Raw genomic sequence first — 14,072 nt, 5'->3', positions numbered from 1 at the left:
CGTAAAGTTTTTCACTTTTTTTGGATGGTCTTGATAAACGTCAGCACAATTTGATGCGTATACGTAAAGAAACTTAGGATCAGCTGTGTAATGCTCAAAGCAATCGCATAGGATGCTATCGCAAGCTCGATATCATTTGTCTTTCCCAAAAAAACATTAATTAGGGGAGCAACCAATACAATAATTAGTGAAGAGAAAATGAGCGGCTTATAAAAACGAAATATTTGAGTTTTCGTTGTAACTGTATGATTTTGATCCTTATTGACCATTTTTTTTACTAATTGACGGCCTTCAATAAAGCTTATAATGCTTTCAATGACCATACCTGCAAGGAAAATATAGGCTCCTGTTTTGGCCGTAATATTTCCTGTGTGGATAAAATATAGGGACAATAAATACATTGCTATTAATCGAATAATCATCCCAATCGTTAACCACTTTGTTTGGCGGTTTAAGATGATCACGCCTTGAAATAAACAACGAACAGCAGAGAAAAGAATAACAATAATGAGAATTTGATAAACATCAACGATTTGATCAATGACGTTTTCCTTTACCCCATATAAAACTGTAAAAATCCAGATTCCAATAGGTGTATAAGCAATAATCGTTGAGACAGCCATTAAAGCTACAATCACATAACATCCGACCATTGCCATCGCTTTAAACGATACCCTATCTCTAACTAATGCCGAGCATGTGTGCCGTAGTAAAACACCTAATCTTTCTGTAATACTAAATAAACTTATAGCGATAACATAGCTAGCAATAATGACTTCTGGATTGTCTCCCCTAGTTAATGTTCCATTGATAATAATATGAGATAAAATTACTAAACTCGCAGATAGCCCTAATGGAATAAAAAACATTAGGATTCTTTTTGTTGTAAGGGTTTCTTTTTCTACCATCTCTCCCACGCTTCTTTCTTTACTACCATTTTTTAAACTACAACGCGCATTAATAACAACGTTGTTATTTGCATTTTAGTTTCTTTCCCAGTCTCTGTCAATAGCTCTTTCGTAGCTGGACAAAATTCTTAAGAAAAACAAAGCTCTCTAGGAAAAAGGATAATGTACTTATCCAAAGACAAAAACAAGTCGAGTAAATAATCTTACGATTATCTACTCGACTCTAGTTTCTATTTACTAAAATTATGCTACCTTTTTTTCAACTATTCCTTTATTGCCTTTGAAAACCATTTGTTTGATATACGGTAATACCCAACGGTCGCCACCGAATTTCCCTGCGTTCGCTCCTGCTGCTAAAACGAACATTGCGATAAGGATCATCCAAGGATTTGTTGAGATAGTTCCCGCAAACATGAATGAGAAGTTCATGACTACTCCGAAAAATGCTGCTGCAGTTGTTAAAATTCCTAGGATTAAACCAAGACCTACTAAGAATTCTCCCCATGCAACCATTACGCTAAATACTCCTGCATTTGGTATCGCAATATTCTCTAAAAACGATACATAAGTTGGGTAAACAAGATTTTCACCACTCATTACTGGATTATTAACAGCTCCATTTAAATACCCACCTGCATTGAACGGTTCACCTGTAATCTTACCCCAACCTCCAGTTAACCACTTCCAACCAAGATATACTCTTAAAACAGTTAAAATTCCTGATGCATATACATTATTTCTTAAAAAATTCATAAACATAAGTCCTTCACTCCTTTGATTTTTGTTAGTTAGTGATTGCTAACTTAACTTACTTCCATTATACGATATGATTTTGTGAATAACTGAGCAAAGTTTGACGAAATTGTTACCAGACTGCGAACAGATTGTGACAAGATGAAACCGCAATAGGTAGTAACATGAAAAAAGCTTACGAAAAGAAGCCGTTGAGACAATTGAATTTGTCTCAACGGCTATAAATCATCGTGAACACGAAATCTAGTTTCACATTGCCTTAGCTGGCTGTAAATTTGGTCTTCTTTTGGCAAGTGCTTTATAGGTTAGAATAATGATAACAAATGAAGCAACCATCATCACACTTAATACATGAAAGGAGTTTACAACACCTTGATTGGCAACCATTTGAGTAAACGCGACGAGTAGACATAATCTGATACTTAACCCAACGACACGAAACAAGCTGTCGACCCTACCTATCTTATCATTTGGGATAACTTCCATCATAAGTGAATTCCTTGCGACTCTTGTTCCAGCAGCTCCAATTGCGATTAAGAGTGTAAGTACATAAAACACTATGATGTACGGAAAGAAAATAAACATTGCTATGGCAAGGGTAAAAAGAAGCATCGTCCAAATGATCACTTGTTCGTTCCCAAACCTCGTTAACCAAATGGGCAATACGAGTCCAGCTAATGCTGCCCCTATTCCATATACCATACTTTTCATTCCAAAGACTGAAGCATCAGCTTCTAGGACTGCTTCTATATAGATAGGAAACGTGTAATTTGTAACCATGATGACTAGAAACGGCATAAAGGAAGCAAAAAGAAAGAGAAACAATCTTGGGTACTGTTTCATATAACGAAAGCCCTCCGTTAATTTCAGCCAAAAACTTTCTCTTTGTTGTTCCTTTTTAAACCTTTTCCGATATGGAATGGTTAAAAATAAGCTAAGCGCTATGATATAGGTACATGCATCTATTAATAGGATCCATTTTATCTCCAATACGGGTAATAAAAGAGCCGCCATGCCACCAGCAACAACTGAAGCTATTTGACCTTGTACTTCCATAATGCCGTTTAACGATTTGTATTGTGTTCTCTCAAAAATCTCTTGAGTGAAGGCAAATATCGTTGGATAAAAAAGGTTGTAATAAAAGGCACCTGAAATATAGATGACACTTAAATGCCATGTTTTGTAGTCAAAACCTAAAAATCCAATTATTACAAACGAAACAATGACTACGAAGCCTACTAGTTCTCCATAAATCAGTATATTCTTTCGTGAAAATTGGTCAATTAATACCCCAACATATGGTGTAATCACAAACAAACAAAACGTAGAAAATAAGGTGATATACCCTAATAGAACATCGCCACCGTCTTTAGTAATGAAAAGCCAAGGGATAGCAATCATGGTTATCCCTGACCCCATCGACGATAAGGTATTAGCTAAGATCAACTTATAGAGGCGGGAGTCATGTCTCAAGCTGCTCATGAAACCGAATGCTCCTGCTTTAAATAGCTCCAGGCTTTTGCATATAGCTTCAATTGGTCAATTTGCTCATCAACCAAGAGAGCACTTTCCTTAGATAATGTTTCGTTTTCACGATCAAAGTTTTCTGGATCTAATACGATTTGCTTTGGGATAACATTCGCATACAGGCCGCGGAGGACAATTCTCAAATTGTTTAGGGCGTTAATTCCGCCTTTGCCCCCACCTGCCACTGCTAGCATCGCAACAGGTTTATTGAAAAATTGCTCACTTCCTAAAAAATCTAACGTATTTTTTAGGGATCCACTGATTCCGTTATGGTACTCAGGGGTAGCTATAATTATTCCATCGGATTCTTTAACTAATGCTCGTATTTCCTTAACAGCCGCAAATTCGTATTGTTCAGCCGTCCCATTATATAAAGGGATCGTTCCTTTACTTAAATCAAACATTTCAATTCCATACTTATTTGAAATAAAAGCTCCAACTATTTTGGTACGACCAAAACTTCTTGGACTCCCACTAATGATTACTAACTTCATCTGAAATCTCTCCTTTATGAATGTTTCTAATGTTAGTATAGAAGTTTCATACTTTTCTTAAATCGGAGCATAGTTTGAACTTCTAATCCATAAATAGATGTACATTCTGCCAGATAAAATCAGACTTAAGGTGTAGAGAGGCTAAAGCCCGTGCTTAACCGCATACAATGCTGCTTGAGTTCGGTCATGAAGCTCTAACTTAGCTAGGATATTTGATACATGGGTCTTTACTGTTTTTTCTGTAATAAATAGACTTACAGCTATTTCTTTATTGCTTTTGCCTTTAGCTATTTCTGCTAAAACGTCTTTCTCTCGCTTTGTTAAGTGACTTAGAGGTTTTTCTGTCCCCTTACTCTCACCGCTTATAAAAGTCATCATTTGAGAAGTTACTTTTGCACTCAGCTGGCTTTCCCCGTTTGCTACACCTCGAATTGAACGGACAAGTTCATCAGGCTCAACATCTTTTAGCTGGTACCCGTTTGCTCCGGCACGGATTGCTGGTATCACATAGCCCTGATCAGACATACTTGTTAAGATTAGGATTTTCATTTCTGGGTGCGTTTCTTTTATCCTCTTTGTCGCTTCAATGCCATCCATCTCTGGCATCATGACATCCATCAAGATTATATCGGGTAATAGCTCATCAGCTAGTTTAATCGCCTCCAAACCATTCTGAGCCTCTCCAACAATGACCAAATCCTCTTGCGTTTTCAGAAAAAATACCAACCCTTTTCGCACTACATGATGATCATCAGCAATTACTATTTTTATGGTCACTCGGCATCACTCCTTGTTTGGAATAGAGACTACAATTTTTGAGCCTTTACCTGGCTCACTTTGTAATTGAAATGTTCCACCTAGTATTTCTGCACGTTCCTTCATGCTTAATAAACCAAGAGAAGGCAGGCTCGCGTCAGCTTCATAATTAAAACCACAACCATGATCACGAATTTCCATTACAATATATTTTTCGTCAGTAAGGATTTTTACGAATGCTGTTTTTGTATTTGCATGCTTCTTACAATTATTTAAAGCTTCCTGACCAATTCGCCACAGAACTTCTTCAATTTTCACAGGTAAGTCTTGCTGGCTGGGTACTTCAACCTCTACTTTTAAACCTAATACTTTCCCGTAGTTTTTAATTGCACTAACTATTCCATTTTCTAAACCATGAGGGCGTAACTGCCAAATGAGTGCTTTCATTTCGCTTAAGGCCTCTTGTGATAGATCCTGAATGTAAGTGAGCATTTCCTTCAGCTGCTCATCTTTAGTCATTTCTTTTGTGCCCCTAACAGTTAACAGTAGGGAAAAAAGAAGCTGGCTCACAGAATCATGCAAGTCTCTTGCAAGGCGATTTCGTTCAGCTATTAATGCCATGTTCTGTTCATTCTCAACCAATTTAATTCTCTTTATCGCTGTTCCAATTTGATAAGCTACCGCTTCTAATAATGCTAGCTCTTCGTTATGAAAATGTGTTTTATTAGCAGAGGCTACATTTAACAATCCAAAATTTTCATTTCCTGCTTTAAGTGGTACGGTTGCGTGGTGGGTGATTTGATTTGTCTCTCCTCGTTGCTGCTGTATGACATCCTCAATTCTTTTACATTCGATAATATTAACTGCACCTTTTAAACGACCATCATTATACCGGTTTACACACCAGCATTCCCCTTCGCACATCGGCTTTTTATGGTTCCAAGTCAAAGCCGGGGGAAGATTAATATCGACCACTAACTGAAAAGCCCCATCCTGATCAATTAAGAAAATCCACCCAGTTTCCATTCCAATCAGAGGTAGTAATTCGTTCATTACTTCCTGAAGCATTATTTGTAAATCATTAGCTTCATTTAGTCTCTCAGCAATGACTTTTAATGTATGTAGCTTTTTGATTTTGAGATCATCTATCAAAATTCTTTCTCCTTTCAACCGTTCAATATCAGACCGTTTTGATAGAATAATTCAACTTTTTTATTGAAAATCCTGCTTCATCGGATCAAGTGTTGCGATATGTATCTAATTAGATTATAATCAAATTAGATTAGTGTGTTAGGAGGAATCATTTATGCAATTGGATCGTTTGGTTAACTTTCATAAAACACTTGGTGATAAAACCAGAATTCAAATAATCTCATTGCTCAGAGACGGGCCGTTGCACGGTCAAGCAATTGCCGGAAAGCTTGGTTTAACGGCACCAACCATCTCACACCATATTACAAAGCTACGAGAAGTTGGGATTATTTATGAACGGCGCGAAAAGAATACCATTTATTTTTATCTCGATGAAAAAAAGCTTGCGTTTAAAGCCGGGGCTATTTTGAAACTCGGGGCCACTGATGAGAAAATGATGGGAGATCTGAATATGGATGAAAAATATGCGATCCTTAAAAACTTTCTCCAAAATGATGGGAGACTTAAAACCATTCCATCACAACGTAAAAAACGGCTTGTTGTTTTAGAACATATTGTAAAAGGCTTAGAAAAAGGAAAGCAGTATAGTGAAAAGGAAATTAATGAGCATATTAAAAAATTTCATGATGACTTTGCTACGATCAGAAGGGAGTTTATCATGTGCCAGTTTATGTATCGCCAAGATGGACAGTATGAGTTAAACCCTGAGGAAATGTGGCCGGTTTAAGGAAAAGTGCAAGGTGCAGCTCACCTCTGAAAGGCAAATTCCTGTCAGATGATAAATGCGAACTAAGAAAGGAACTGTTAGAGAGGCAATGAACTTCTAGCATTTGAAAAACAAAATGAGAATTTAGAAAGGCTGACACAGCTAGCAACAATTTATAAAAAATGGTGCTGTGAAGAATATCTAAATGGATATAAAATACTAGGTAAGCCTAATCATTTAAAGACACTTAATGAATTAGTGGAAGAATTTTGAGGTACTTGGGAGTATTACCATTAATTTTACTGAAAAAGAGGTTCTGTCAAAATATCAATTTGTTCCTTGGTACCACATACCCCTTTGTCTTCAATCACGCCATTTTTATTCACGGCAAAAGCGTAGGGAACTATCTGTACCCCAAATTGATGAAAGACTTCTTTAGTAGGATCCCATAAGTGCTCACCTGGCATCATTACATCCTTTAGTAGCTTTCTTCCTTCAGGTTCTCCACCAATAACTATTGATATTAGATCAAGCATACCCTCGTTTTGGTTATAGCTTAAACGGCATTCTTCTAATAGTTTCCGGCATGCCCTTGAATGAGGTGTCACAAACACAATAAGTGTAGGCTTCCTAATCAGTTTTTTAACAACAACCTGTTTGTTATGGGTAAACGAAAAAGCCTTTATAGAGGGGATTGCTGTCCCTAGTGATAATTCGGCTGTTGTAACACCCTTTCGCAGGCGCAAAATTAAAATAAAACTGATTGCCTGCGTGACTATGAGAATGATAACCGTATACATCAGAAAAGTTTCCATTGAACTACCTCCACATATTACTAAAAATACATTTATTAATAATATGAGACTAGTATTCGTAATATGTAACTTGAAACTAGGCTTGCTGGACTGCTTGCGCTAGACATCAAGTACTAAAAACGGTTATCTATCAAAAAAAGACTTTCCCAACAAGGGAAAGTCTTTTTGTACTCTATTTAATTAGGCCGCTTTGTTTTGGTGAGTTATTGCTTTTTTTCCTGAAATCAGTTGTTTAAGATAAGGAAGTACATAATAGTCGCCACCGAATTTACCTGCGTTAGCTCCTGCTGCTAAAACAAACATTGCGATAAGGATCATCCAAGGGTTTGTTGAAATAGTTCCAGCAAATATGAATGAGAAGTTCATGACTACTCCGAAAAATGCTGCTGCAGTTGTTAAAATTCCTAGGATTAAACCAAGACCTACTAAGAATTCTCCCCATGCTACCATAAAGCTAAATACTCCTGCATTTGGTATCGCAATATTCTCTAAAAACGATACATACGTTGGGTAAACAAGATTTTCTCCACTCATTACTGGATTATTTATAGCTCCATTTAGATATCCACCTGCATTGAAAGGTTCACCTGTAATCTTACCCCAACCTCCAGTTAACCACTTCCAACCAAGATATACTCTTAAAACAGTTAAAATTCCTGATGCATATACATTATTTCTTAAAAAATTCATAAACATAAGTCCTTCACTCCTTTGATTTTTGTTAGTTAGTGATTGCTAACTTAACTTACTTTCATTATACGACACACTTTTGTGAATAACTGAGCAAAGTTTGACGAAATTGTTACCAGCCTGCGAACAGATTGTGACAGCTCACTTCTCTGACTCATAAAGTCCCTTCCCTCCAGTAGTCATGTATCCTATTCCTTCAATTATTGTGATATGAGGACAAGACAGATATAATGAAAGTTAGCCTAATAATTATGAACGAGGAGAATTTTCATGGGACGAACACTACGCTTTTTTATTTTGATTACTTTGTTTTTTTCTATTATTAGTGGTTGCGGCCCTAAAAGTGAAGAAATAGAAATCACGGTTGCTGCTGCTTCTGACTTATCTTTGGCTTTTACGGAAGTTGGAGAAATCTTCGAGCAGGAAACCGGAATAAAGATAACGTTTTCTTTTGGTTCTACTGGCCAGCTTGCTGATCAAATTGAACATGGTGCCCCTTTTGATGTATTTGCAGCTGCGAATATTTCATTTGTTGACAACTTACGCGAGAAGGGTTTGGTTAATCCAGAAACTCAAATGACTTATGCCTTTGGTAGAATTGGTCTCACAACCTTACTTGACAGCCCACTTAATATTGAAACATTGGAAGACTTGGCAAAACCAGAAGTGATAAAGATTGCTATCGCCAATCCTGACCACGCTCCTTATGGATTAGCTGCCAAGCAAGCATTAGAGACTCTTGGACTTTGGGAGCAAATTGAAGAAAAGCTCGTTTATGGCAAGAACATTTCTGAAACCCTTACCTTTATTGAAACAGGGAATGTAGAAGCAGGGATAGTCGCTTTGTCCCTTTATAATAAAGAAAAAGTAAATTTTCACTTAATTGATGAAGATTTGCATGCTCCACTTGAACAATCTATTGCCGTCATTAATCGAACTAACCAAGAACAAGCTGCTCTGGACTTTATCAATTTTATTTTGGGACCAATCGGTAAACCCATCATGGAAAGCTACGGCTTCATAGTCCCTACTCAATAAAAGGAAAAGAGCGATAATACATTTCAACTGTCTTATCGCTCTTTTATTTTTTACAGTTAAGCAAATACTTCCTTATAATATTGCGACAAATCTCTCGGTACGTTTTCCTCAAAATGAATTCTTTCTTTAATTATCCCGTTTTTCAAGAAAATGACCTGATCAGCTACCTCTTCAGCAACTGCAAGATTATGAGTCGAAAAAAGAATCCCTTGTCCATTTTTCTTTAAATCCAAAAGAATTTCTATAAATGTTTTTACCCATTGAGGATCTAAACCATTTGTTGGCTCATCAAGTAAGATAAGTTTTGGTTTTGATACAAGGGCTTGAGCTAATAATAGGCGTTGCCTCATCCCTTTTGATAGCTTTGAAATAAGTTGATCTTTTTTTTCTAACAGTCCAACTTTAGCCAGTGTCTCTGTAACATGTTTATCGGCTTTTTTCAATGAAGCAAAGAAACTAATAAATTCAATAACTGACAATGGTTGTTGAAGATGAAAATCATCTGGCATGTAACCTATTTGTTTTGCATATGCCATTCGATTTTTGTGCCAATCTACTCCATTTATTGTTATCTTACCGGTTGTTGCTCGTGTTTGTCCTGTTACCATTTTAATAATTGTACTTTTCCCTGCACCATTGCCACCACACAGAGCGATAACTTCGGGCTTATTCATTGAAAAATCGAAAGGCGAGACGACTTGGTTATCTGCATAAACTTTACTGACATTTTCAATTTTTAACAGAACTTGATTATCCATGTCTTCTCCCCCGCTCAATGATATAAATGGCAGTCGTCATCAAAAAATAGACCCATACGATACATAGAACAATGAAATACGCCGTACCTAGGCTAGAGCCAGCCCAACCAACCCAATGAATGTATTCCGGACCGAATACCGCACCACCGCCTAGTTTTATGATCATATAAATCCTTGTAAATTCAGCAGGGTTTAACAATGTAACAATTTCAATGGTTGACTTTAATACTTGATAGTTCAGTGAACTTAGCGTTGAGATCATCATAATTGGCCATGCTAAAACCAAAAAAATCCAGATACTAACGCTAGCCGTGAGCGCTTGCCAACGGTTTTTAGAAACAGTACCTATAAAAATGGCTAATGCTAGGAAAATAAAAGAGAGCAATAACGAAAAGGTCAGTAAAAAGAGACCTGTCCCGCTTGGAAGTTTGGCTCCAAAAAACATCCCCACTATACCGGCTAGTCCAAATCCAAATGAAACAATCGCAGTAATGACAATATAGATACCGATATATTTTCCAATTAGCCAATGGGAGCTTGATAGTGGATAGGACAACAGCAGTTGCCAATTACCATCTTCCTTTTCAGTTGTAACGGAGAAAGACCCCAACATGAGTGTCATTAACGGCAAAAAATAAAGCAATAAATTCATCATTGTACCTGTCATTGTTGTATACTTCCCAATGCCCGCTTGCGCATCAGCATGAATGAATAACAGTGCTAATGAAAATAACGAAAAAGTAATTAGGAATGTATAGGACCATGGATTTCGAAAACCTAGTTTAATCTCTTTTCTTGCTATCGTAATGATATTCAACCCAGCCAACTCCTTTAGTATCAGAAAGCGCCTACAAATAAAACGGCATTCAGTGACAAATGAAAGTTCACCCTCAAAAGAAATAGGAACATCATTCCTCTCCTAAAAGTGAACTTTCAATACCTAATTCAATTAATTAATGGCCATGTCCTGACTTTGTTTCTTCTTCAGCTTCTTCATTATCTCCGGCGTCACCATGATGGTGCTTGCCCATTTCTTCTTTCATTTTCTTCATCATTTCCATATCTCTTTCCCAAGTATGACCTTCAAGCTCTGGGTAAGAAATAATTTCTCCCATGCCTTGTTCGACTACAAATGCTTCAGCATCGACTTTTGAAGAAAACGAGTAAACTCCGTAGGCCATAGGAGTTCGAAATTCTTTATGATAAACAAATGTAGCTTCCTCCATCACAATCCAATCTTCACTATGGTAGTCTCTTACATAACGAACATTTACATCGTCCATTCCATGATCATTTACCCACTCAACCATACAACCGATATCATCAAACATTAACGAACGGCCATCCGCTAAAATTAACTGAGTAGCATTTAAATCATCAGGTACTAACATATTACAGTGTTCGCAACGATCCACTCCACCTTGGACATTTGCAGCTGGATAAACAGCATCTTTTGTACCGCATGCGACGATTCCTGTTAAAAGTACCATTAACACTAATGTAATCAAACTATTCTTCATTTTCTTCTACCTCCTAAAATAATTGCGACTGATCCCAACATTAACCCCAGATAAATAAAGAGATCTTCGAATGATTTTTTATCATCCATGACTGTTTCTAAATTAGGCTTAAGAAGTGGCGCAGTATCCTTTAAAATGGCTTCTTCATTCATATCAAATAATAAATTCAAAAATAATAAACCAGGTGATTGAGCTAAAACTTGAAATGATGGTTTTCGCTCAACTAAGGAAAGGAAGATCGGATCCGACTGAAACTGAATTTCACTCTTCCCATCCCCCGTAAAATCAAGACCTGTATGACTATCCCAATAATTTTCTCTTACATCATTCATGTCACTGTCTGTCACTCTTGCTTGAATGACATTCGTGTTGAAATCATTATGGAATATATCATGATTAGACACTCTTTTTAACTGGATTCCAACAAAGTTAGCAGAGATCTGATTTTCCTGTATAAAATTCTGACTTGATCGCTCAATGTAAAGACCGATTAGATTTTCAGATAGGAAATTCTTACTTACAGTCGAATCATGAACATCGTAGAGAAGGAGTCCTTGGGAATGTACATGATAAGATTGCCTAGTAAAGGTATTATTTGTTATCGTAAGGTTAGATGACCCCATAATCATTGCACCAGTAATGTTTAGACTTGCATAATTGTTCTGCATTGTTGTACTTTCAGCAAACATTAAATGATAGCCGTAACGCGATCTAATTACATGATTATTTTCAATAATATTTCCCGAACTACTTTCTACATATATTCCATCTAATTGATTAACCATTGTATTGCCTTTAAGTACATTTTCATTTGAAAAAAATAGATCAATCCCATTTCCTTGGCGATTTCCCATATTCGTTTGCGCCAAATCAAGTGGCTGTTCTCGTTCAATGTGTAGACCTTCTATCGTATTTCGAATAGAATTATTTAATTGAACACCTGTCGATTGACTACTTATTTTTAAATTACTAAGAGTATTGTCGGTTCCTTCGATGAGGATCGCTGGATGTTCAGTCTGCTTATTTAGTTGAAAAACCGTTAATCCCGTTAAAGATACTTCGTCGGACTGGATATGAATGGCCACCTTATCCGCTGTATTTTTTATAATTGCGCCTTCACCAATAATCTTTAACGATTTCGTAATAGTAATGACTTCTTCATATATTCCTTCTGGAAGAATAATCTCCTCCCCGTGCTCAGCTTGGTCAATCAAATCCTGTATCGTCCCATGAGCAGAAGAAGAACCAGAAAAACATAAATAGAAGCTACTAAATAATAAGCAAAAGATTAAATAAATCTTCCATGAATAAAACATAATCATTACACCACCAATCCATGTTATCGTACATAAAATGAATTAATTTTGTAAATGGCTCTTTAGGGTCATATAAACTCTAGACGTTCTGAAAATAGAGCATCAATCTAAAGGAGAATACACATGTCCTACAAACAGATAAAATGGCTAATATTATTAATCCCTACCATTATCATTGGCCTATGGGAATATGTCCGTCACGAATTTTTACTTCCTTACCTATCAATGGAACTTGGAAATCTTTTAGCACCTATCATTGTATTTTTAGTAACTATGGTTTTCCTCCTAAGGTTGTTTAACATTTTGAAGAAATGAAGGAAGACTTAGAAAAAGAAAAAGCACAGAAGTCAATTTTAGAAGAAAGAGAAAAGCTGTCCCGTGAATTACATGATGGAATTGCTCAGTCACTTTTTCTTGTTTCAGTAAAATTCAATCAACTAGAATTAAAAGAACCACAGCTTAACGATAATGAGGTTTATCAAAAGATAAAAAAGACGATACAACACATTCATACAGATGTTAGACAAGCTATCTTTAATTTACGAAATGCAACACATGAGGAGTCCTTTCACTGGAGATCATCATTAAATACATTAATCGCAAATTTCAAAGAAGAAAGTAAAAAAACTGTTAATGTTAATTGGGAGATCGACGAATCAATCTTTTCAGCAAAAGAAAAGATTGAGCTTTACGCTTGTATAAAAGAGGCATTAATGAACATAAGAAAACATGCAAAGTGTGAAAATGTCTGGATCTCAGCAAGGACACTACCAAATGGCTGGATTTGTAAAATTGAAGACGATGGCTTATATATTAGAAATGGAAAAAGCTCAGCAAAAGGGTACGGTTTAGAGATCATGAAAGACCGTACAAATTCGATGGGGTGGAACTTTTCACTCGAACGAAACGATGAAAAAACACAAGTGATTATCCGAAAGGGGAATTATGATGAAACAACCATTTCGCGTAATAATTGTTGATGACCATGACCATGCAAGAGAAGCAATCCGAGAGATTGTCGGTTCCTACGAAAACTTTGTGATCGTCGGTGAGGCAACAAACGGAGAAGAAGCGATTTTTTTAACTGAGGAGCTGATGCCTGATATTATCTTGATGGATATTAACATGCCACATATGGACGGGCTTTCAGCTACGAAAATTATCAAAACAAAGTACCCATATATCAAAGTGATCATTGTTACTGTTTCTGATGAGGTCACTAATCTTTTTGAAGCGATAAAAAAAGGGGCCCAAGGATATTTACTAAAAAATATCAATCCCACTGCTTGGTATGAATATTTACAAGCGATTGCAGATGATGAAATTCCAATGTCAGAAGAGCTTGCATTCAAACTACTTCAGGAGTTTACTTCTCAAAAAGAAAAACAAATGACGAAAAACCCCTTGTCTAAACGAGAACAAGAAGTTCTTGAGCTAGTAGCCAAAGGACATACAAATAAACAAATCTCAGTAGATCTCTCTATTTCAGAACACACCGTAAAAAACCATCTAAAAAACATCATGCACAAGCTCCATTTAGAAAATCGCGTTCAAATTACAAGGTACGCATATGAAAAAGGCTGGGTTGAATAGTTAAAATTTTATATCAAATAGCTTTCCATACAAAACTATAGAAAGA

Annotated in this window: 16 protein-coding genes; 4 read left to right on the top strand and 12 right to left on the bottom strand. The window is 36.4% G+C overall.

Annotation, left to right across the window (positions count from 1 at the left end):
- Positions 1-11: 11 nt before the first annotated feature.
- From H1D32_RS17535 to H1D32_RS17510, 6 genes are all read right to left on the bottom strand, one after another.
- On the bottom strand, positions 12-908 hold the full coding sequence (locus tag H1D32_RS17535; protein ID WP_261179563.1) for a hypothetical protein: 897 nt from the start codon (positions 906-908) through the stop codon (positions 12-14).
- 243 nt (positions 909-1,151) lie between these two features.
- Complete coding sequence (locus H1D32_RS17530; protein ID WP_261179562.1) at positions 1,152-1,667, bottom strand: DoxX family protein; 516 nt, start codon at positions 1,665-1,667, stop codon at positions 1,152-1,154.
- A gap of 243 nt (positions 1,668-1,910) precedes the next feature.
- Positions 1,911-3,143, bottom strand: a complete 1,233-nt coding sequence (locus tag H1D32_RS17525; RefSeq protein ID WP_261179561.1) for an MFS transporter — start codon at positions 3,141-3,143, stop codon at positions 1,911-1,913.
- Positions 3,140-3,682, bottom strand: a complete 543-nt coding sequence (locus tag H1D32_RS17520) for an NADPH-dependent FMN reductase (RefSeq protein WP_261179560.1) — start codon at positions 3,680-3,682, stop codon at positions 3,140-3,142. The genes H1D32_RS17525 and H1D32_RS17520 overlap by 4 nt, the downstream gene beginning before the upstream one ends.
- A gap of 141 nt (positions 3,683-3,823) precedes the next feature.
- Positions 3,824-4,459, bottom strand: coding sequence for a response regulator (locus tag H1D32_RS17515; RefSeq protein WP_261179559.1), 636 nt, complete (start codon positions 4,457-4,459; stop codon positions 3,824-3,826).
- A 6-nt stretch (positions 4,460-4,465) separates the two neighbouring features.
- Positions 4,466-5,590, bottom strand: coding sequence for a GAF domain-containing sensor histidine kinase (locus tag H1D32_RS17510; protein ID WP_396126234.1), 1,125 nt, complete (start codon positions 5,588-5,590; stop codon positions 4,466-4,468).
- A 154-nt stretch (positions 5,591-5,744) separates the two neighbouring features.
- On the opposite strand from H1D32_RS17510, the gene H1D32_RS17505 reads away from it, so the two are divergent.
- Positions 5,745-6,317 (top strand): DUF2087 domain-containing protein, encoded by a 573-nt coding sequence (locus tag H1D32_RS17505; protein ID WP_261179558.1) that lies wholly within the window; start codon positions 5,745-5,747, stop codon positions 6,315-6,317.
- Between the two features lie 278 nt (positions 6,318-6,595).
- Here the strand turns inward: H1D32_RS17505 and H1D32_RS17500 are convergent, their stop codons facing one another.
- Complete coding sequence (locus H1D32_RS17500) at positions 6,596-7,111, bottom strand: peroxiredoxin family protein (protein WP_261179557.1); 516 nt, start codon at positions 7,109-7,111, stop codon at positions 6,596-6,598.
- A gap of 180 nt (positions 7,112-7,291) precedes the next feature.
- On the bottom strand, positions 7,292-7,807 hold the full coding sequence (locus H1D32_RS17495; RefSeq protein ID WP_261179556.1) for a DoxX family protein: 516 nt from the start codon (positions 7,805-7,807) through the stop codon (positions 7,292-7,294).
- A gap of 264 nt (positions 7,808-8,071) precedes the next feature.
- On the opposite strand from H1D32_RS17495, the gene modA reads away from it, so the two are divergent.
- Complete coding sequence (gene modA / locus H1D32_RS17490) at positions 8,072-8,839, top strand: molybdate ABC transporter substrate-binding protein (RefSeq protein ID WP_261179555.1); 768 nt, start codon at positions 8,072-8,074, stop codon at positions 8,837-8,839.
- A gap of 56 nt (positions 8,840-8,895) precedes the next feature.
- Here modA and H1D32_RS17485 read toward each other — a convergent pair whose 3' ends face one another.
- From H1D32_RS17485 to H1D32_RS17470, 4 genes are all read right to left on the bottom strand, one after another.
- A complete protein-coding gene (locus tag H1D32_RS17485) occupies positions 8,896-9,597 on the bottom strand; it encodes an ABC transporter ATP-binding protein (protein WP_261179554.1) in 702 nt (233 codons plus the stop codon).
- Positions 9,590-10,414: an ABC transporter permease gene (locus H1D32_RS17480; protein WP_261179553.1), complete on the bottom strand. Its 825-nt coding sequence runs from the start codon at positions 10,412-10,414 to the stop codon at positions 9,590-9,592. The genes H1D32_RS17485 and H1D32_RS17480 overlap by 8 nt, the downstream gene beginning before the upstream one ends.
- A 136-nt stretch (positions 10,415-10,550) precedes the next feature.
- Complete coding sequence (locus tag H1D32_RS17475; RefSeq protein ID WP_261179552.1) at positions 10,551-11,117, bottom strand: nitrous oxide reductase accessory protein NosL; 567 nt, start codon at positions 11,115-11,117, stop codon at positions 10,551-10,553.
- The gene (locus H1D32_RS17470) at positions 11,114-12,439 is read right to left on the bottom strand and encodes a right-handed parallel beta-helix repeat-containing protein (RefSeq protein ID WP_261179551.1); all 1,326 of its coding nucleotides are present in this window, start codon (positions 12,437-12,439) and stop codon (positions 11,114-11,116) included. The genes H1D32_RS17475 and H1D32_RS17470 overlap by 4 nt, the downstream gene beginning before the upstream one ends.
- 305 nt (positions 12,440-12,744) lie before the next feature.
- Here H1D32_RS17470 and H1D32_RS17465 point away from each other — a divergent pair, with 305 nt between their 5' ends.
- Together H1D32_RS17465 and H1D32_RS17460 are read left to right on the top strand one after the other, a co-directional pair.
- Positions 12,745-13,413: a sensor histidine kinase gene (locus H1D32_RS17465; protein ID WP_314733444.1), complete on the top strand. Its 669-nt coding sequence runs from the start codon at positions 12,745-12,747 to the stop codon at positions 13,411-13,413.
- Entirely contained in the window at positions 13,382-14,026 is a 645-nt protein-coding gene (locus H1D32_RS17460; RefSeq protein WP_261179991.1) for a response regulator, read from the top strand. Before H1D32_RS17465 ends, H1D32_RS17460 begins: the two co-directional genes overlap by 32 nt.
- The last annotated feature ends 46 nt before the right edge of the window (positions 14,027-14,072 follow it).

The organism is Anaerobacillus sp. CMMVII (genome assembly GCF_025377685.1).
Taxonomy (GTDB): domain Bacteria; phylum Bacillota; class Bacilli; order Bacillales; family Anaerobacillaceae; genus Anaerobacillus.
This window is presented reverse-complemented; position numbering and strand designations above follow the sequence as displayed.